The following is a 20,851-nucleotide window of genomic DNA, read 5'->3' on the forward strand; positions in this document are numbered from 1 at the left end:
ATGGTTGCAGTAAAAAATCAGGGCAAGGCTTATCCGTTCGGTTATAGCCAACATGAAGAAAACGGCGAGCAAATCACTAACTTTGCGCTGTATTCTTCTGTGGCGGATGCCGTGGAGTTGTGTCTGTTCGAGAACGGCAAAAAAGAGCAGCGTTTTGCTATGCATCGTAGCGAAAATGTTTGGCATATTGCGCTTAGTGGCGTAGCTCAGGGGACGCAGTACGGTTTTAGAATCACCGCCGAAAATGACCGCACTTTAGCCAATCCAAACAAGCTTATGCTTGATCCTTATGCAAAAGCCGTGGTGGGTAAACCGGATTTAAGTTCGGCAGAAGTGCGGTCGATTTTTCAGTTAAATGATCCACGAGATAACGCTGAATTTGCGCCGAAAGGTCAAATCATTGAGACGGCATTTGACTGGCAACACGATAAAGCCCCGAAAACGCCTTGGGCTGAGACGATAATTTATGAACTCAGCGTAAAAGGCTTTAGCCAATTACGTGCAGATCTCCCTGAAAAATTACGCGGAACTTATGCCGGTTTGGCGCAACCGCAAAGTGTGGCGTATTTAAAAGAATTAGGTGTTACGGCAGTGGAGTTGTTGCCAATTAATTACCACGTAAACGAACCGCACTTGCAAGAAAAAGGATTACAAAATTATTGGGGTTATAACCCGTTGGCAATGTTTGCCGTAGAGCCAAAGTATTGTTCCGGAGAAAACCGTGAAAACCCGTTATATGAATTCAAAAGCATGGTGAAAGCGTTACATGAAACGGGCATTGAAGTAATTTTAGATGTGGTATTTAACCACACGGCAGAATCGGAAAAACCGTTCCCAACCTTTAGCCAACGTGGCATTGATGATCGGACGTATTATTGGCAAAACGAGCAAGGCGAATATATTAACTGGACAGGTTGCGGCAATATGCTGAACCTCGCCAATGACATCACCCGCAAATGGGTAGTGGATTGCCTTCGTTATTGGGTGGAAGAATGCCATGTAGATGGTTTCCGTTTTGATTTAGGCACGGTGTTAGGGCGTGAGTCGCCGGATTTCAACCCGCACGCCAAACTGTTTGAGGATATTGCGCAAACGCCGAGTTTGCAGCAGGTGAAATTCATCAGCGAGCCTTGGGATATTGGTCATTACGGTTATCAATTAGGGCGTTTTCCCCATTATTTTGCCGAATGGAACGACCGCTTCCGTGATGATATGTGTCGTTTTTGGTTATGGAAAAGTGGGGAAGTGGGCGCATTTGCCGAACGTTTTGCCGGCTCAAGTGATCTGTTCAAGCGAGAAACACGCTTGCCACACACCACCCTGAATTTTATTACTGCTCACGATGGTTTTACGTTACGCGATTTGGTCAGTTATAACCATAAACATAACGAAGCCAACGGCGAAGATAATCGCGATGGTCGCAATGAAAATTACAGTTACAACCATGGCATTGAAGGCAGTCAATTAGATCGAAATGACGAGCACCAAAGTGCGGTAGAAAATCAGCGCGTTTTAGCGCAAAGCGGATTATTGGCAAGTTTGTTATTGGGCAACGGCACACCAATGTTGCTTGCCGGTGACGAATTCGGCAACACGCAATTCGGTAACAATAACGCCTATTGTCAGGATAATGAAATCACATGGCTGAAATGGCAGGATTTCAATCAGGAATTATTTGACTTGACCAAACAACTGATTGCAACACGAAAACAAATTCAAAGTTTGCAACGGGATGTTTGGTGGTCAGATGAAAATGTCACTTGGCTCAACATTGAAGGGAAATCAATGCAAGTCGAAGATTGGCATCATCGGGAAAGCAAGGCGCTGCAAGTGGTATTAGATCAGCGATGGCTTTTCTTAATCAATGCGAAAGCAGAACCGCAGTCTTTTACATTGCCAAACGAGATAAATGGCCAATGGAAAGCTAAGGCAGGAACAACAAACTTAACGATTCAACAACAGCAAGTTGAAGTGGGTGGTATGGCGTTTTGTGTGTTGGAAAATATGGATAATTAAAAAAATAACGGAGTTTATTATGAAAAACGGTCTTTCCCAACTTCCTAACAAATATGATTTAGTCAAAAATACGCTTGTGCTGATTTTAGCAGGTGGTCGTGGCTCACGCCTGCACGAATTAACGGATAAACGTGCAAAACCGGCACTGTATTTTGGGGGAAATCGCCGAATCATCGATTTCGCGTTGTCCAACTGTATTAATTCCGGCTTAAATCGTATTGGGGTTGTCACACAATATGCTGCACACTCTTTATTACGTCATTTACAAAAAGGGTGGTCTTTCTTGCCACAAGAACGGGGTGAATTCATTGATATGCTCCCGGCGCGCCAACAAATTGATGATTCCACGTGGTATCGTGGCACAGCCGATGCGGTATATCAAAACATGGCGATTATTCGAGATCACTACAAACCGAAATATATTCTCATTCTTGCCGGCGACCATATTTATAAACAAGACTATAGCCAAATGTTGTTAGATCATGTCGCCAGTGGGGCAAAATGTACCGTGGGTTGTATTGAAGTGCCACGCTCCGAGGCCCATGAATTTGGCGTGATGGCAGTCAACGAAAATCTAAAAGTGAAAGCGTTCGTAGAAAAACCAAAAGATCCACCGGCAATGGTGGGCAAACCGGAAACTTCATTGGCATCCATGGGGATTTATGTGTTTAATGCGGATTATCTTTATGAAATGCTAAATAAAGAAGTGAACACGCCTTGCACCTCTCATGACTTTGGTAAAGACGTATTGCCGAAATGTTTGGAAGAAGGCACGTTATACGCCCATCCGTTTAGTCGTTCCTGCATGGGACGTAACACGGAAGGCGATATTTATTGGCGCGATGTGGGGACATTAGACAGCTTCTGGCAATCGAATATCGACTTGGTGTCTGAACATCCGCAATTAGATATTTATGACCAAACTTGGCCGATTCGCGGTAACCCGGTGCAAGCCTATCCGTCTAAATTCTTTTATAAAAATGCCAATGTTAAGCCGGTGGATAACTCTCTTATTGGCGGCGGTTGTGTCATTACTGATGCATCAATCAGCTATTCTGTGTTATTTGATCGGATTAAAATTAACGAAGGTTCTGTGATTGATCATTCTGTGATCTTGCCTGAAGTGACGATTGGCAAAAATTGCATATTGAAACATTGTATCGTGGATCGCCATTGTGTCATTCCGGACGGTATGCAAATTGGTGTGGATCGTGAATTGGACAGTAAACGTTTCCGTATCAGTTCAACCGGCAAAGTGATTTTAGTCACACCGTCTATGTTGAAAAAATTAGAAGGACAAGATGTGTTCTCGGAAGAACATTTAGACTAACGTGAAAGTGCGGTCTGTTTTCAACACGTTTTGATTTTTACTCGCTCCTTCGGAGCCGTTGGCAAAGCCAACGTTCAAAATCCTTTGGATTTTGTGACCGCACTTTAAGAAGGCAAATGCAGGCGCAAGCGTCTTCGCTTGTGCCTGTAACAGAATTGTTTATAACGGCACGCGTTAGAAAACGCGCGTCATCTTCGGTGCCATTTTGGTGCCATATTAGGTAAATAAAATGAAAGTATTGCACGTTTGCTCGGAGTTATATCCTTTACTGAAAACCGGCGGATTAGCCGATGTGATGGGGGCATTGCCCTTTGCTCAAAAAGAAATTGGTATTGATGCGCGTATTTTGTTGCCGGCGTATCCGGCGATTGCGGCGGGCATTCCAAATACGTCAGTTGTTGCGGAATGGGATAATTTTGCCGGCCACATTGTTTTGCGTTACGGTGAATATCATGGCGTTGGCGTTTATCTTATTGACGCACTGCACTTGTATGGACGGGAAGGCAATCCGTATCATGATGGCTATTACAATGATTATGGCGATAACTATAAACGTTTTGCATTATTAGGCTGGGTGGGGGCGGAGTTGTCCACCGGATTAGATTACTGGTGGCGCGCTGACGTGGTTCATGCCCATGACTGGCATGCTGGTTTAACGGCAGCCTATTTATTTAATAAAGGTCGTCCGGCTAAATCGGTTTTCACTATTCATAATTTGGCGTATCAAGGGCAATTTGATTATCGCCATTTAGTTGAAATCGGCTTGCCACACAGCATGTTCCATGTGAATGGCTTGGAATTGTTTGGCCAAATTTCCTATTTAAAAGCCGGGCTTTATTATTCCGATGTAGTGACTGCCGTAAGCCCGACTTATGCAAAAGAAATTACCACACCGGAATTTGCGTATGGCTTACAAGGATTGCTTTCTACTTTGGATCATGAAGGGCGTTTGGTGGGCATTCTAAATGGGGTGGACGAAAAAATTTGGCATCCGATGAACGATCAGTATATTCAACATCATTACAAGTTGAAGTACATGGGAGGTAAGGCAAAAAATAAAGCGGATTTACAGGCTTATTTTCACCTTCCTGCGCAATCTGAGGCATTATTGTTTGTCATGGTGACCCGTTTAACAGAACAAAAAGGCGTGGATTTATTGCTAGAAAGCGCGGATGAAATTGTTAAACAGGGCGGACAGTTGGCGATTCTTGGTTCAGGCGCACCGCACTTAGAAGCCGGTATTCGTCAATTAGCGGAAACCTATCCGCAAAATATTGCCGTTAAAATTGGCTATGATGAAGCGTTGTCACATCTCATGGTTGCCGGTGGCGATGTCATTTTAGTCCCAAGCCGTTTTGAACCTTGCGGTTTAACCCAGCTTTACGGTTTAAAATACGGTACGTTACCTCTTGTTCGCGCCACCGGTGGTTTAGCGGATACCGTTGTCAATAGTACCGCAGAAAATATTCAAGCTCGAACAGCAACCGGTTTTGTTTTCTCTCACGCAACGGCCGAGGATCTCCGTAATGCCTTGCAGGCAGCGTTTGCGTTATGGAAAAAACAACGTTTATGGACAACGGTTCGTGTAACTGCAATGGAACAAGATTTCAGTTGGCAAATCTCTGCAACCCACTACCAACATTTATATCAACGAATTTTATCTCACTCATGAAACACCTATGTTCTGCGTAAAGAAAAATAATCTTTGCGCAGAAGAGTGTTGTTTTTTTATCTTGAATGATTAAAATTCATCCGCTTTTCATTTACTGAGGATGTTTTCTTATGATAATGGATAATTTTGATTCTCCATTCCTGTACAATCGACCTGAAGTCAATGTTGATTCATTGAAAAAAACGATTGTTTATAAACTGATTTTTTTAATTGGTCGCTCTCCTAAAGAGGCGAGCCAACGAGATTGGCTCAATGCCACGTTATACGCGGTGCGGGATTTCGTCACCGAAGGTTGGATCACCACCGCGCGTGAAGCCAGAGCTGAAGACGCACGTCGTGTGTATTATTTATCAATGGAATTTCTGATTGGTCGTACGTTATCCAATGCCATGATTGCAGAAGGATTGTACGACATCGCCAAAGAAGCCCTTTCCGAATTAAACGTTGATTTAGAAGAGATTATTGAAAAAGAAGTGGATCCGGGCTTAGGTAACGGTGGTTTAGGTCGTTTAGCCGCCTGTTTCATGGATTCTATTGCCACCTTAGGCTTACCGGGCATGGGCTACGGTATTCGTTATGAATATGGAATGTTCCGTCAAAAAATTGAAGACGGACAACAAGTTGAACGTCCGGATGCGTGGTTAGAAAAAGGGGCTCCTTGGGAATTTATTCGTCCGTCTAAACGTTTTACCGTTTCTTTCGGCGGTAACATTCATTTTGAAGATAAAAAATGTATTTGGAATAAAGGCGAAGAAGTGACCGCACTTGCTTATGACCAAGTGATTCCGGGCTATCAAAATGACTCTGCCGCCACATTACGTTTGTGGGCTGCTCATGCTGGCGAACTGTTTAACTTAGAAGATTTTAACCGCGGTCAACACATTGCGGCGGTGGAAAGCCGCGCCTCTATTAAAAATCTTTCTCGTGTGCTTTATCCGGATGATTCCACTTGGAACGGTCGTGAATTACGTTTGCGTCAAGAATATTTCTTAGTTTCTGCGTCATTGCAAGATATTATCCGCCGTCATAAACGCACACATAGCAGCTTGGAAAATTTAGCAGATAAAGTGGCAATTCATTTAAATGATACCCATCCGGCATTAGCGATTCCGGAATTGATGCGCATTTTAATTGATGAAGAAGGCTTTTCATGGCAGAAAGCCTGGGATATGACCCGTCGTATTTTCTCTTATACATGTCACACCTTGATGTCTGAAGCCTTGGAAACATGGCCGGTGGAAATGATGGCGAAAATCTTACCGCGTCATTTACAGATGATTTTTGAAATTAACGATCATTTCTTGGAATACGTTAAAACCTATATTACCACTGACCTGGATTTCATTCGCCGCGTTTCTTTAATCGAAGAAGGGTATCAGCGCAAAGTGCGCATGGGGTGGTTATCCGTGGTGGGATCACATAAAGTCAATGGCGTGGCGGCAATTCATTCTGATTTAATGGTGACATCGACTTTTGCGGATTTCGCACGTATTTATCCGGAACGTTTCACCAACGTTACAAATGGGATCACCCCACGTCGTTGGCTTGCCGTGGCGAACCCACAATTAGCGTCGTTGTTTGATAAATATATCGGTTCTGATTGGCGTTGTGATTTAAGCCAAATCGAAAAATTAAAACAATACGCCCATGAAGCGGATTTCAAACACGCCATTGCCGATATTAAATTTGCCAATAAAGTGAAATTGGCAAATTACGTGAAGAAAACCTTAGACATTGATCTTGATCCACATGCGTTATTTGACGTTCAAGTAAAACGTATTCACGAATATAAACGTCAAATTCTGAACGTGTTGCACATTATTGCTCGTTACAACGCCATGTTAGAGCATCCGGAAAAAGATTGGCAACCTCGCGTGTTTATTTTAGCCGGTAAAGCCGCTTCGGCGTATTACGCAGCGAAACAAACCATCCATTTAATTAATGATGTGGCGAATATTATTAATCACGATACCCGTTTGGGTGGTCGCTTAAAAGTGGTCTTCATCCCGAACTACAGCGTCAGTTTAGCTCAATTGATCATTCCGGCTGCAGATATTTCTGAACAAATTTCTTTAGCCGGTACAGAAGCCTCCGGTACCAGTAACATGAAATTTGCGTTAAATGGGGCTTTAACCTTGGGGACATTGGATGGGGCGAATGTCGAGATTTTGGAAAATGTCGGCAAAGACCACATCTTTATTTTCGGCAATACCGTTGAGCAAGTTGAGAAGTTACGTCGCGATGGTTACCATCCATTTGATTTTTACCAAAATGATGGGGAACTGAGAAACGTTGTGGATCAAATCATTAATGGGCACTTTTCACCGAATGATCCCAATCGTTATCAACAACTGTTACAGGGCTTACAATATCACGATTTCTACCAAGCCTTTGCTGATTTCCGCAGCTATGTGGAGACACAAAAATGGGTGGATGAAAAATATAAAAACCGTGATGCCTGGATTGACAGCACGATTCAAAATATCGTCAACATGGGTTATTTCTCTTCCGACCGTACCATTAAGGAATACGCCGAAAATATTTGGCACATTAAGCCATTAAATCTCGAGAAGTAATTTCCCGATAAAAATAAACCCCATTCGAATTTGAATGGGGTTTTGTTTTACATTGTTAAAATACGTCAAAAACGCACCGCACTTATTTGGCTGCAAGTGGCTGATGTGCTGTAAATCTTGCTTTTTGGGGCATGCGTTCTTGAATCCTTTGACGATTTATTTCAAGTGCTGCATCGGTCGGCTGATAATCAAGCCAAAGTTCAGGTGATGAGGGCAATGTTTCAGGCCAAATATATTGAACGTTAAAACCACGCGCTTTACATTCCTTATGTAATTCATCATATCGCCTTTTCAAAAACGCCATTTTATTAAAGAAAAATCTCACATGACCTTCACCTAATTTATATTCCTCCGGTTGTCCTTTTAAGTGAAATTTCCCTTTGGCGACAGCATTCGGAATGCGTGTCAGTTCGCGGTGTTCCGCCAGTAAATGCTGATCGCATAGCTCTTTGGGTGGAATTAGATTAATTCGAGTCATAATGATCGTTCCAAGTATAAAAGTTAAAAATTATTGTCTTAAGACGATAAATTCTCAATCGACGTGCCTTTCAACAATTTACGCATCCAACTGCGACTTGCGGATAGGTGGTGAATTAAGTCTTCGCTCAGCGGCAACGGTTCGTTATAAATAAGCGAAGCCAAAGTTTCGCCGAGTATCGGAGCGGAGGTTAAACCGCGTGAGCCGAGGGCGCCAATGAGAAATAAATTTGCAAATACGGCAGCCGGTGGAATCGGTTGTTTACGACGAAGCAAATTAAACAGATTTTTATAATTCACGCATTGCTGTTCAAAATTTGGCACATTGCCGACCATCGGGATTCGATCCCGCACGGCGCAACGCACGCCGATTCGCGCCAGATTGGCAGAGGTATCCACCGCTTTCACCCAAGGCATACCGTCTAGGTTCTTTTGGATTTTTTCCTGATTTTCCCGCTGTTCCTGTTCACTAAAGGTGCGGTCAGCGCAATCACGCACATGGCTGGCACCAATGCAATGGCTGGTTTTCGCCTGATCAGCCGGAGTGAGGTAGCCGTCATAACAGAGCACCGATTGTAGTTTTAGTAGATTTTCCGATGTGGAAATCTGGCTAACTTGTCCGCGCACAGCATAAAGTGGTAGTGACTGTGTTTGCGGAAATTCATGTAGTTGATGACCATTGGCGAGGACAACGATTTGATGATAGAACCTGTCGTTTTCAGCATTCGTCACTAGCCAGCCATTTTCTTGTGCGGAAAGTGCGGTCACTTTTTGCGACGTTTTTATGACGAGCCCACGTTGTTGCAAATAAGCAAATAGATTCTGCACAAATTGTTGCGGCGCAAGCCATCCGCCTTGTGGAATAAATCCGCCGCCGCAAGGCAACGGGAGGCCGACTTTCTCGCTTAGTTCTGCTTGGCTTAGGGGTTGATAGAGGCTTTCAGGCAGCTGAAGTTGCGAAACTTTCTGTAATTTAACCGCACTTTTTTCGTTATATCCGCACAGTGCCACACCACAAAATTCATGTTCAAATTCAATAAGATTTTCGGCGTTACGTAATTGTTGTAACCCGTAAGCGAAAGCCTGTATGTAAAAGCGAATGTTGCGTTCGTCATCATCGCTCAGTTGCGGATAAAACGCACCTTGTTTGTTACCGGAGGCGTTCATCGCCGGCTGTGGATCTTCACAATAAAGGGTGACGTTCGCACCACGTTGCATTAAGGCGAATGCGGTAAATAAGGAGGCTATGCCACCACCCACAATGGCAACATCCGCCACGCCTTCAAACTGAGCGGGTTGTGGCAGGTACCACGGCGTGAAAAGTGCGGTGAGTTTTTCAAGTGTTTTTTCGCCTGCCAAACACTCCCGTTTTTTGCCGTAACCTTTGCGCTTTTGCACGCTGAAACCGGCACTTTCCAAGCCTTTGCGTACCGCACTTGCCGCCGTAAAGGTAGCGAATGTGCCTTGCGGTTTGGTGTAACGGTACATTTGCGTATAAAGTGCGTCATTCCACATATCAGGATTTTTACTCGGAGCAAATCCGTCTAAAAACCACGCATCGATTTTATCACGCATATAATCGCCGAGCTGTGGCAAATTGTCGTGAATATCACCAAACCAAAGATCGAGCGTGGTTTCCTCAAAATGAAAACGATAGCAACCTTCAATGGGATCCAACCAATGCTGCTGTAATTGTGCGGAGAGAGAGGCAAATTGCGGGTAATGTTGATGAGCACGCGATAGGGCTTCTGCGGTTAGCGGATATTTTTCAAAGGAAATAAAAAACAGGCGTTGTAGCGTTGCTTGTGGAAATTGTTGGCGAAATTCACGAAAAAGCGTGGTGACCGCTAAAAAATTGAGCCCTGTACCAAAGCCGGTTTCAGCAATAATAAAATACGCTTGTTCATGTTTCTGCCAACGTTGCCATAGTTGATTGCCTTGTTGGAAAACATAACGACTTTCTTTTAAGCCGTCTTGATTAGAGAAATAAACATCGTCAAATTGGTCGGAAATGGGCGTATTTTCTTGATTAAAATGAATCTCGGCATGAGTCACTAAGCGCATTGGGCGTGATTTCCTTTCGTTGCTTTTGAAGTGTTGTATATGATACGCCTAATTGCCCTAACTGGTCGAACGTTATAATTAATGCTTGCAATATTTTGATTTCATAGTAAATTGCGTTCAGCTAACAAATGTAAGTCGAAAATCAATTTCCCAACTCATAAGGAATAACGAATGAAAAGAGCAGTAATTACCGGATTTGGTATTATCTCCAGTATTGGTAACAACAAAGAAGAAGTCTTGGCTTCATTAAAAGCCGGCAAATCCGGTATTGAAATCGTCCCTGAATTTATTGACATGAAAATGCGCAGCCATGTTGCCGGAACGATTAAATTAAATCCGAGCGAGTTAATCGATCGTAAAGTGTATCGCTTCATGGGCGATGCGGCAGCCTATGCTTACCTTTCTATGAAAGAGGCTATTGAAGATGCAGGGTTAACGGAAGAGCTAGTGTCTAACGAACGTACCGGCTTGGTTATCGGCGCCGGCACAGGTTCTGCCCATAACCAGTTAGTGGCTTGTGATGCTGTGCGTGGTCCGCGCGGTGTGAAAGCCATTGGCCCTTATGCCGTCACGAAAACAATGGCATCCAGCGTATCTGCTTGCTTAGCGACTCCATACAAAATCAAGGGTGTGAGTTACAGTATCAGTTCCGCTTGTGCCACTTCAGCGCACTGTATTGGTAACGCATTAGAACTCATCCAATTAGGTAAACAAGACATCGTTTTCGCCGGTGGTGCAGAAGAATTGTCTTGGGAATGTGCGACCGAATTTGATGCGATGGGCGCAGTGTCAACCAAATATAATGAAACTCCAACGAAAGCGTCCCGTGCGTATGACGCAAACCGTGATGGTTTTGTCATTGCCGGTGGCGGTGCCGTGGTTGTTGTGGAAGAATTGGAACACGCGCTTGCCCGTGGTGCGAAAATTTACGCGGAAATCGTGGGTTATGGTGCGACTTCCGATGGTTATGACATGGTGGCGCCAAGCGGTGAAGGCGCAGAACGTTGCATGAAACAAGCCATGGCAACTGTTGACACACCAATCGATTACATCAACGTGCACGGTACATCAACGCCAGTCGGTGATGTGAAAGAATTGGGCGCGATTAAAAACGTATTTGGCAATAAAATGCCGGCGATTTCTTCCACCAAGTCCATGACAGGCCACTCTTTAGGGGCTGCCGGTGCGCACGAAGCAATTTATACCTTGTTAATGTTAGATAATGATTTTATCGCACCAAGCATTAACATTGAAACCTTAGATGAACAAGCCGTGGGTTGCAACATTGTGACTGAAACAAAAGAAAATGCCGGTTTACAAACCGTGATGTCTAACAGTTTCGGTTTTGGTGGCACGAATGCCACACTCGTGTTTAAACGTTATAACGGTTAAATTTGACTGAGAACAACTCCCCTGAATGTAAAATTTAGGGGAGTCTGTTTTTATGGCATCATCGTTCATAGCGAACGCCTAGTGATTTTCCTCAATGTGTTGTGGTCGTATTGCGTTATTTGGAGGCAATGATGTCCTTATTTTCAAAATTCAAAAGTGCGGTGAATCAATTTCATCGAAAATCTATTAATCGTCATTTAAAAAAACGGTTGCAAAATCATGGGATGTCTGTGCTATCAAGCAACTGTGTCGGTGCATTCATCTTGCATGATTTGAATGAGCCTTTTAATTCGCCTTTTGTCAATTTATATGTAAAGCCACGAGATTTTATCCGTTATTTACAAAATATGGCTTTTTATCACCAGCAAACATTGGAATTCAAACCGAGCGACAAGCCTTACCCTGTCGGTTGGTTGGGAGATGTTCCTATCCATTTTATGCACTACCGCAATGCGCAAGAGGCGAAAGAGAAGTGGGAAACACGTTTAAAACGGATTAATCTTGATAATCTTTTTATTATCATGACAGATAAAGATAGCCCTCAAGGGGTGAGTTATGAAGAGCTCGAAGCCTTTGATCGGTTGCCATTTAAAAACAAAGTGGTATTTACGCATAAACCTTACCCGCAGTTGGCATCTGCCGTGTATATTCCGGGGTTTGAGCAAAGCGATCAAGTCGGGGATTTATTCGCATTTTCGGGCTGGAACGGTAAAAAATATTATGACCAATTTGATTATGTAACATGGTTTAATCAAGGGTAAATATAAAAAATCTGCGTCTTAATACATGACATAAGACGCAGATTTTTCATATTACGCAGTAATAAAGTGCGGTCTTTTTCTGTTCTAAATCGGCAAACTATTTCTTTCTTGCCAACATGGTTACAAATTTCATTTTATAGCGATTGCCGTTTTCATCGGTTTTGTGCAGTTCACCCATGTTTTCGTTGTATTCCAAGAATTCCCAATCTTTGTAGTATTCTTTCAATTCATTTTCACCAAAAGTAAATGAAAATGGCAGTGGGCAAGGCACTTCCGGAGTGGACATGGCAGCCACGATTAAATTGTAACCACCCGGATTGGTGTGGTTTTGCATGTTTTCAAGAATTGCCGGTACGCGAGCACGATCGAGGAACATAAAGACCACCGTCGACACAATAAAATCGTAGTTTTCTTGAATGTTTGCTTCGTTGATATTGTAAAGTGCGGTCTGAATTTTTAGATTTTCTTTCTCTTTGACTTCGTTTAGAAATTGAAGACTGTTTTCATTGTGATCCCAAGCGGTGACATCATAGCCGAGTAAACTCAAATAGAGAGAGTTACGACCTTGTCCACAACCTAAATCCAACACTTTACAAGGTTTGATGATTTTAGCGGCATCGACCACATCACCGTGCGTGGCGGTCATATTGTATTTCTTGCTGAAGTAGTCTTCCTTGGTGCAATAAAATTCCAGAAAACATTCCAAATCATCGGAAAGGGCTTCAACACGATGCCATTGTTGCGGTTCAACAAAAGGTGTTTCATCTTGTGAGGTGAAAATGTGTTCGCTCACAATATTGCCATTTTCTGTGAGGACATAAAATTTAAGTTTACCTTTTAATACGGTGAGTTTTCCCCAAGTGCCGACTTTTGTGTTGTGTTTTTCTTGAAACATTTTTGGCAAGCTGTCTTTGGTCCAAACCGGCATTTTTTTATAGCAAATAAGTTCGTTTTGCATTTTTTTCTCCAAATTTTAGGGTGTTAATAGTTGAGTTTAATGGTAGGTTAATTACGTGAAATACGCAATATTTAATTCTTTTTCAAACGAAGAGATGATAAAAATCAAGCATTTTAGAAAGTGCGGTTGTTTTTTAAGGATTTTATGGGACATTACAATTTTTGATATATTAATTTATATAACGTTAGTTTAAAACTATGCAAATATGGGGTATTTTCAAGTGAAGAGAGAAAAATTACTATCATTTTTTCAAAAAATCTAATAACATTTACATTATTTGTTAAAAATTTGTAATGTCAGTTTTTGGCAAATTAGGCTTTTTTTAGTGATCAATTTCGTTGTTTAATTTCTATTAAAAATTAGGGTTAAACGTACTTCTAACTTAACAAAATAAGGAAAAAACTATGTCAGAATTGTTAAAAAATGACGTAGATCCGATCGAGACTAACGATTGGTTGGCATCAATTGATTCGTTAATTCGTGAGGAAGGCATTGAGCGCGCTCAGTTCATTATCGATCAAGTTATGCAACAAGCTCGCGCCGGTGGCGTTTCTTTACCAAGCGGGATTACAACCGATTATGTGAATACCATTCCTGTGTCAGAACAACCGGCGTATCCGGGCAATTTAGACATTGAACGTCGCATTCGTTCTTATGTTCGTTGGAATGCGGTGATGATGGTGTTACGTGGTCAGAAAAAAGATCTGGATTTAGGCGGTCACTTATCCACTTATCAATCTGCTGCGACGATGTATGAAGTTGGTTTTAACCATTTCTTCAAAGCGGCAACAGAGAAAAATGGCGGTGACTTAGTCTTCTTCCAAGGCCACGCAGCACCGGGGATGTATGCTCGTGCTTTCTTAGAAGGACGTTTAACGGAAGAACAATTAGACAACTTCCGTCAAGAAGTGCATGGCAAAGGCTTGTCTTCTTACCCTCACCCGAAATTAATGCCGGATTTCTGGCAATTCTCAACCGTTTCTATGGGTTTAGGCCCGGTGAACGCCATTTATCAAGCCCGTTTCTTAAAATACTTACAAAATCGTGGTTTGAAAGACACTGCTGATCAAAAAGTGTATGCCTTCTTAGGCGATGGTGAGATGGATGAAATTGAATCTAAAGGTGCATTAACTTTCGCTGCTCGCGAACATTTAGATAACTTAATTTTCGTCATTTCCTGTAACTTACAACGCTTAGACGGCCCGGTAAACGGTAACGGTAAAATCGTTCAAGAATTAGAAGGTTTATTCGTGGGTGCCGGTTGGGAAGTAATCAAAGTGATGTGGGGTAGCCGTTGGGATAAATTATTTGCTAAAGACACCACTGGTAAACTCACCCAATTAATGATGGAAGTGGTTGATGGTGACTACTTAACCTTCAAATCTAAAGACGGTGCTTACGTACGTGAACACTTCTTCGGTCGTTACCCAGAAACAGCGGCATTAGTTGCTGATATGACTGATGATGAAATTTGGGCGTTACAACGTGGCGGTCATGATCCGCTTAAAGTGTTTGCTGCATTTAAGAAAGCACAAAATGCCGGTAAACCGGTCGTGATTTTAGTTCATTCTGTCAAAGGCTATAAAATTGCTGAAGCAGAAAGTAAAAACACCGCACACCAATCCAAAAAAATGTCTGCTGAGAGTATCAAAGCTTATCGCGACTACTTCCACATTCCAGTGAAAGATGAAGATTTGGAAAAATTGCCATATGTGACTTTCCCTGAAGGTTCTGAAGAATATAAATACTTGCACGAACGTCGCAAAGCTTTACAAGGTTATTTACCGGCACGTCACCCGAAATTTACCGTGGACTTCAAAGCACCTGAGCTTTCTGAATTCTCGGCGTTGTTAGAAGCGCAACCGCGTCCGATTTCAACCACAATGGCATTTGTTCGTTTCTTAAACACTTTATTAAAAGATAAAGAAGTGGGCAAACATATCGTTCCAATCGTGGCAGACGAAGCGCGTACTTTCGGTATGGAAGGGTTATTCCGTCAAATCGGTATTTATAACCCGCATGGTCAAAACTATGTGCCATCCGACCGTGATTTAGTGGCTTACTATCGCGAAGCGAAAGATGGTCAAGTCTTACAAGAAGGGATCAACGAATTAGGTGCAACGTCTTCTTGGTTAGCGGCAGCAACGTCTTATTCTGTGAGCAATATGCCGATGATCCCATTCTTCATTTACTACTCCATGTTCGGTTTCCAACGTGTGGGTGACTTGATGTGGGCAGCCGGTGACCAATTGGCTCGTGGTTTCATGATCGGGGGTACGTCAGGCCGTACAACATTGAACGGTGAAGGTTTACAACACGAAGATGGTCACAGCCACATTCAATCTTTAACGATTCCTAACTGTGTGTCTTATGACCCGGCATTTGCTTATGAAGTGGCGGTTATCATGCAAGACGGTATTAACCGTATGTATGGTGAAAAACAGGAAGATGTGTTCTATTACATCACCACGTTAAACGAAATTTACGATCAACCAGCGATGCCAAAAGGTGCGGAAGAAGGTATTCGTAAAGGTCTTTATAAATTTGAACGCGTACAAGGAAAAGGTAAAGGCGAAGTGCAATTACTTGGTTCCGGTGCGATCTTGCGTCATGTACGTGAAGCAGCTCAAATTTTGGCTAACGACTACGGCATCAGCTCTGATGTTTATAGTGCGCCATCCTTCACTGAAGCGGCTCGCGAAGGCGCGGATGCGGTTCGTTGGAATATGTTACATCCAACCGAAACACCACGTGTGCCATACGTTGCTCAAGTGATGAACGACAAGCCTGCCGTTGCAGCAACCGACTACATGAAGCTTTTTGCTGAACAGATTCGCGCTTATGTACCGGCTAAACATTATCATGTGTTGGGTACGGATGGTTTCGGTCGTTCCGATAGCCGTGCGAACTTGCGTGACCACTTTGAAGTAGATGCACATCACGTTGTGGTTGCCGCATTACATGTGTTGGCACAAGAAGGCACAGTTGATAAGAAAGTGGTTGCCGAAGCAATCGCAAAATACGGTATCGATCCTGAAAGATTGAATCCGTTATACGCATAAAAAATAACGAAAAAAACGACCGCACTTGATAAAAGTGCGGTTGGTTTTCCAAACGTTTAAAAGGTAAAAAAAATGGCTAAACAAATTCAAATTCCGGATATCGGTAGTGATGAAGTGACCGTTACCGAAGTGATGGTAAAAGTTGGAGATACGATTACTGCGGATCAATCCATCATCAATGTTGAAGGTGATAAGGCGTCGATGGAAGTACCGGCACCTGAAGCGGGCGTGGTTAAAGAAGTGTTAGTGAAAGTGGGAGATAAAGTGACCACCGGCACGCCTATGTTGGTACTAGATAGCGCTGACGCGGCACCTGCACAAGCTGCTCAACCGGCCGCAGCACCTGCCGCAGCACCTGCCGCTGCGCCGACTACTGCACAAGTAGTTGATGTGAATGTACCGGATATCGGTTCTGATGAAGTCAACGTTACCGATATCATGGTCAACGTAGGCGATCGTGTTGAAGTGGATCAATCCATTATTAACGTTGAAGGCGATAAAGCGTCTATGGAAGTGCCAGCACCGGTTGCCGGTATCGTGAAAGAAATCATTATTAAAGTGGGCGATAAAGTGTCCACCGGCACATTGATTATGCGTTTTGAAGTTGCCGGCAGTGCGTCTGCTTCAGCACCAGCGGCCTCTGCGCCAGCTGCTGCACCTGCAGCACCGGTTGCCGGTGGTGTGAAGGATGTAAACGTTCCAGATATTGGTGGTGACGAAGTCAATGTCACTGAAATTATGGTAAAAGTGGGCGATAGCATCACAGAAGAGCAGTCATTAATTACCGTTGAAGGTGACAAAGCTTCGATGGAAGTGCCTGCACCATTTGCCGGTGTGGTTAAAGAAATTTTAGTGAAAGCGGGTGACAAAGTGTCAACCGGTTCCTTGATCATGCGCTTTGAAGTCGCTGGTGCTGCTCCGGCTGTTGCTGTTGCACCACAAGCGGCCGCACCGGCGCCTCAAGCTGTGGCGGCTACCGCACCGGCTGCGCAATCAGGCAATGTCTCCGGGTTAACCCAAGATCAAGTGGTTGCAAGCGCAGGCTATGCGCACGCTACACCGGTGATTCGTCGTCTTGCACGTGAATTCGGTGTAAACCTTGATAAAGTAAAAGGTACCGGTCGTAAAGGTCGTATCGTTAAAGAAGATATTCAAGCCTATGTGAAAACTGCTGTAAAAGCATTTGAAACCGGTACGGTTTCTGCTGCAGCCGCAGGTAATGGCGTGGCAAATGGTGCAGGTTTAGGCTTGTTACCATGGCCGAAAGTGGACTTCAGCAAATTTGGTGAAGTGGAAGAAGTTGAGTTAAGCCGTATTAACAAAATCTCCGGCGCAAACTTACACCGTAACTGGGTTATGATTCCACACGTAACGCACTTTGATCGCACCGACATCACCGACTTAGAAGCTTTCCGTAAAGAGCAGAACAAGATTGTTGAAAAACAAAAATTGGATGTGAAAATCACGCCAGTAGTGTTCATTATGAAAGCGGTAGCAAAAGCATTAGAAGCGTTCCCACGTTTCAATAGCTCTATCTCTGAAGATGGCCAAAAATTAACGCTGAAAAAATACATCAACATTGGCGTGGCAGTAGATACACCAAACGGTTTAGTCGTGCCTGTCTTTAAAAATGTGAACAAAAAAGGCATTATCGAGCTTTCTCGCGAATTAATGGAAGTTTCTAAAAAAGCCCGTGACGGTAAACTTTCCGGTTCCGATATGCAAGGCGGTTGTTTCACCATTTCAAGCTTAGGCGGTATTGGTACAACGCACTTTACGCCTATCGTGAATGCGCCTGAAGTGGCAATTTTGGGTGTTTCTAAATCTGAAATGCAACCGATTTGGAACGGTAAAGAGTTCGAACCTCGCTTAATGCTTCCGTTATCATTGTCTTTCGACCACCGTGTCATCGATGGTGCAGATGGTGCGCGTTTCTTAAGCTATATTAATGGTGTATTAGCGGATTTACGTCGCTTAGTCATGTAATCTGTAGGGTGGGTTTCAGCCCACCGATTAATGAGATCTCTTGGTGGGCTGAAAGCCCGCCCTACAAAGATCGCAAAGTGCAGTCGAAAATTTGAACGTTTTTACGAGGTAAAAATGAGTAAAGAAATTAAAACCCAAGTCGTGGTGCTTGGTGCCGGCCCTGCTGGTTATTCAGCAGCGTTCCGTTGTGCGGATTTAGGCTTAGAAACCGTATTAGTTGAGCGTTATTCAACCCTTGGTGGGGTATGTTTAAACGTGGGTTGTATTCCTTCTAAAGCATTATTGCACGTTGCAAAAGTGATTGAAGAAGCAAAACACGCAACAAAAAATGGTATTTACTTCGGTGAACCACGTATTGATTTAGATGAAGTGCGTGCCGGGAAAGAAGCGGTTGTAGCGAAATTAACCGGTGGTTTAGCCGGGATGGCTAAAGCGCGTAAAGTCACTGTGGTTGAAGGTTTGGCGGCATTTACGGATCCGCATACGTTAGTGGCACGCGATCGTGATGGTCACCCAACAACAATCAAATTTGATAACGCGATTATTGCAGCCGGTTCTCGCCCAATTCAATTACCTTTCATTCCACATGAAGATCCTCGTATTTGGGATTCAACAGATGCGCTTAAATTAAAAGAAGTGCCGAAAAAACTTCTTATTATGGGCGGTGGTATTATCGGTTTGGAAATGGGGACAGTTTATCACGCATTAGGATCGGAAATTGAAGTGGTAGAAATGTTCGACCAAGTTATCCCTGCTGCGGATAAAGATGTTGTGGCAATTTATACCAAACAAATCGAGAAAAAATTCAAGTTAATGCTTGAAACCAAAGTTACCGCGGTTGAAGCAAAAGATGATGGCATCTATGTTTCAATGGAAGGCAAAGCCTGTAACGATACTAAACGTTATGATGCAGTGTTAGTGGCGATTGGCCGTACACCAAACGGCAAATTAATTGATGCCGGCAAAGCAGGCGTTGAAGTGGATGAGCGTGGTTTCATTCATGTGGATAAACAAATGCGTACCAATGTGCCTCATATTTTCGCAATCGGTGATATTGTAGGTCAACCGATGTTGGCGCATAAAGGTGTTCATGAAGGTCACGTTGCAGCGGAAGTTATTGCCGGACAAAAACATTACTTCGATCCGAAAGTGATTCCATCTATCGCTTATACTGAACCAGAAGTGGCTTGGGTGGGTAAAACTGAGAAAGAATGTAAACAAGAAGGCTTAAACTACGAAGTGGCTAAATTCCCTTGGGCGGCATCCGGTCGTGCGATTGCCTCTGAATGTTCAGAAGGGATGACCAAATTAATCTTTGATAAAGACACTCATCGCATACTTGGTGGTGCCATCGTGGGTGTGAACGGTGGTGAATTATTAGGTGAAATTGGTCTTGCGATTGAAATGGGTTGTGATGCAGAAGATATTGCATTAACGATTCATGCCCACCCAACACTTCATGAATCTGTTGGTCTTGCGGCTGAAGTGTTTGAAGGTTCAATTACTGACCTTCCAAATGCCAAAGCGAAGAAAAAATGATAAAGTGGATTAAAATCATTAAATCATCATAAAAAAGAAGAGTTTCCCGCTTAGAAAATATCGCTAAAAAGGAAACTCTTATTTTATGCTTATTATGCTGACATGCTTATTGGCAGAGAATAAAAAAGCATTTCCACTTGTGTTAGCGGAAATGCTCATTAAGTCATGATAATGCCACTAGTGATGATGTTCGTGCGGTGTATATTGCGCGCGTTTTTCACCCACCGGCAAGACCAATGTCGCATAACTGGCTGAATGTTGGCACACTTTAGGGTCGCTAAAGGCTGTTTTATGTACCACTTTGACTTTCCATAATCCTTCAATTAATGGTAAGAAATTCACTTTGCCGTCTTTATCCGTTTTGCTGGAAAAACCCTGAATTTCACGGTGATCTTCAGCAGATTCAATATCTTTAACAACCACGGTGTCTGCTGTTGCAATTACGGTTTCACCAGCCAATGGTTTACCTTTATAGAAAATCTGTAATGGGAAAACTTCACCTTCTTTGAGTTCAGCAGGATTTTTGAGTGGCACAATTTCTAATTCTTGACCTAATTTTTCTTTAAATACCGTTGAATCAGCTTTATCACCGACGGTCACTAAGCTTTTACCAAACATTTGCGTTTGTTCACAATACGTGGCATCCGTCATTTGTTGCATATTTTCTTGCTTCCAGCCCTTTGCATTTTGCGACCAAAATGTTGGTTTATAGGTCGCGCTTACCCAATACGAACCTTCTGCCAATGGCTTTTCTGTAGTGTATTGGTAATTTTCCCCTTGTTGTTTGAGTTCGCTGGTCATGCCATTTTTATCGGTTAATTCAAGTGGTGCAAAAAAATGCAAGCGATCTGCTGCAATTTTCTCAGCATACGGAAAATGATGACCGTAGGCTAATTCCGCATTAAGTGCCTCTTTTGTGTCAATATGTGCCGGCGCGACAACCCAAGCTTCATGTGCTTGTGCTAAACCGGCTAATCCTAATAATGTGATCAGTAATGATTTTCTCATTCTTTGTTTC

General features: G+C 43.2%; 13 protein-coding genes. 9 read left to right on the forward strand and 4 right to left on the reverse strand.

The window, feature by feature from the left end; translation table 11 throughout:
* From glgX to AC30SF_RS04680, 4 genes are all read left to right on the forward strand, one after another.
* Entirely contained in the window at positions 1-2,016 is a 2,016-nt protein-coding gene (gene glgX, locus AC30SF_RS04665) for a glycogen debranching protein GlgX (protein ID WP_489607712.1), read from the forward strand.
* A 19-nt stretch (positions 2,017-2,035) separates the two neighbouring features.
* Positions 2,036-3,346, forward strand: coding sequence for a glucose-1-phosphate adenylyltransferase (glgC, locus tag AC30SF_RS04670; RefSeq protein ID WP_489607713.1), 1,311 nt, complete (start codon positions 2,036-2,038; stop codon positions 3,344-3,346).
* A gap of 229 nt (positions 3,347-3,575) precedes the next feature.
* On the forward strand, positions 3,576-5,018 hold the full coding sequence (gene glgA, locus AC30SF_RS04675; protein ID WP_489607714.1) for a glycogen synthase GlgA: 1,443 nt from the start codon (positions 3,576-3,578) through the stop codon (positions 5,016-5,018).
* A gap of 110 nt (positions 5,019-5,128) precedes the next feature.
* Positions 5,129-7,594 carry a glycogen/starch/alpha-glucan phosphorylase gene (locus tag AC30SF_RS04680; protein ID WP_489607715.1) on the forward strand — a complete coding sequence of 822 codons (2,466 nt, stop codon included), beginning with the start codon at positions 5,129-5,131 and terminating at the stop codon, positions 7,592-7,594.
* An 82-nt stretch (positions 7,595-7,676) separates the two neighbouring features.
* Here AC30SF_RS04680 and AC30SF_RS04685 read toward each other — a convergent pair whose 3' ends face one another.
* Positions 7,677-8,072 carry a pyrimidine dimer DNA glycosylase/endonuclease V gene (locus AC30SF_RS04685; protein WP_489607716.1) on the reverse strand — a complete coding sequence of 132 codons (396 nt, stop codon included), beginning with the start codon at positions 8,070-8,072 and terminating at the stop codon, positions 7,677-7,679.
* A gap of 38 nt (positions 8,073-8,110) precedes the next feature.
* Entirely contained in the window at positions 8,111-10,135 is a 2,025-nt protein-coding gene (gene mnmC, locus AC30SF_RS04690; RefSeq protein ID WP_489607717.1) for a bifunctional tRNA (5-methylaminomethyl-2-thiouridine)(34)-methyltransferase MnmC2/FAD-dependent 5-carboxymethylaminomethyl-2-thiouridine(34) oxidoreductase MnmC1, read from the reverse strand.
* Between the two features lie 171 nt (positions 10,136-10,306).
* On the opposite strand from mnmC, the gene fabB reads away from it, so the two are divergent.
* Positions 10,307-11,527 (forward strand): beta-ketoacyl-ACP synthase I, encoded by a 1,221-nt coding sequence (gene fabB, locus AC30SF_RS04695; RefSeq protein ID WP_489607718.1) that lies wholly within the window; start codon positions 10,307-10,309, stop codon positions 11,525-11,527.
* Between the two features lie 131 nt (positions 11,528-11,658).
* Entirely contained in the window at positions 11,659-12,288 is a 630-nt protein-coding gene (locus AC30SF_RS04700) for a DUF1919 domain-containing protein (protein WP_311462692.1), read from the forward strand.
* Positions 12,289-12,385: 97 nt separating this feature from the next.
* Here AC30SF_RS04700 and tehB read toward each other — a convergent pair whose 3' ends face one another.
* Positions 12,386-13,246, reverse strand: coding sequence for an SAM-dependent methyltransferase TehB (gene tehB / locus AC30SF_RS04705; protein WP_295973864.1), 861 nt, complete (start codon positions 13,244-13,246; stop codon positions 12,386-12,388).
* A gap of 404 nt (positions 13,247-13,650) precedes the next feature.
* Here tehB and aceE point away from each other — a divergent pair, with 404 nt between their 5' ends.
* The 3 genes from aceE to lpdA all read left to right on the forward strand — a co-directional run bounded on the left by aceE (position 13,651) and on the right by lpdA (position 19,833).
* Positions 13,651-16,308 carry a pyruvate dehydrogenase (acetyl-transferring), homodimeric type gene (gene aceE, locus AC30SF_RS04710; RefSeq protein ID WP_314116868.1) on the forward strand — a complete coding sequence of 886 codons (2,658 nt, stop codon included), beginning with the start codon at positions 13,651-13,653 and terminating at the stop codon, positions 16,306-16,308.
* 72 nt (positions 16,309-16,380) lie between these two features.
* Positions 16,381-18,294, forward strand: coding sequence for a pyruvate dehydrogenase complex dihydrolipoyllysine-residue acetyltransferase (gene aceF / locus AC30SF_RS04715; protein ID WP_489607719.1), 1,914 nt, complete (start codon positions 16,381-16,383; stop codon positions 18,292-18,294).
* A gap of 114 nt (positions 18,295-18,408) precedes the next feature.
* Positions 18,409-19,833 carry a dihydrolipoyl dehydrogenase gene (gene lpdA, locus AC30SF_RS04720; RefSeq protein ID WP_033002559.1) on the forward strand — a complete coding sequence of 475 codons (1,425 nt, stop codon included), beginning with the start codon at positions 18,409-18,411 and terminating at the stop codon, positions 19,831-19,833.
* A 177-nt stretch (positions 19,834-20,010) separates the two neighbouring features.
* On the opposite strand, the gene AC30SF_RS04725 is transcribed toward lpdA, so the two are convergent.
* Entirely contained in the window at positions 20,011-20,841 is an 831-nt protein-coding gene (locus AC30SF_RS04725; protein ID WP_489607720.1) for a DUF4198 domain-containing protein, read from the reverse strand.
* Between the last annotated feature and the right edge of the window lie 10 nt (positions 20,842-20,851).

The organism is Aggregatibacter valvarum, assembly GCF_980468985.1.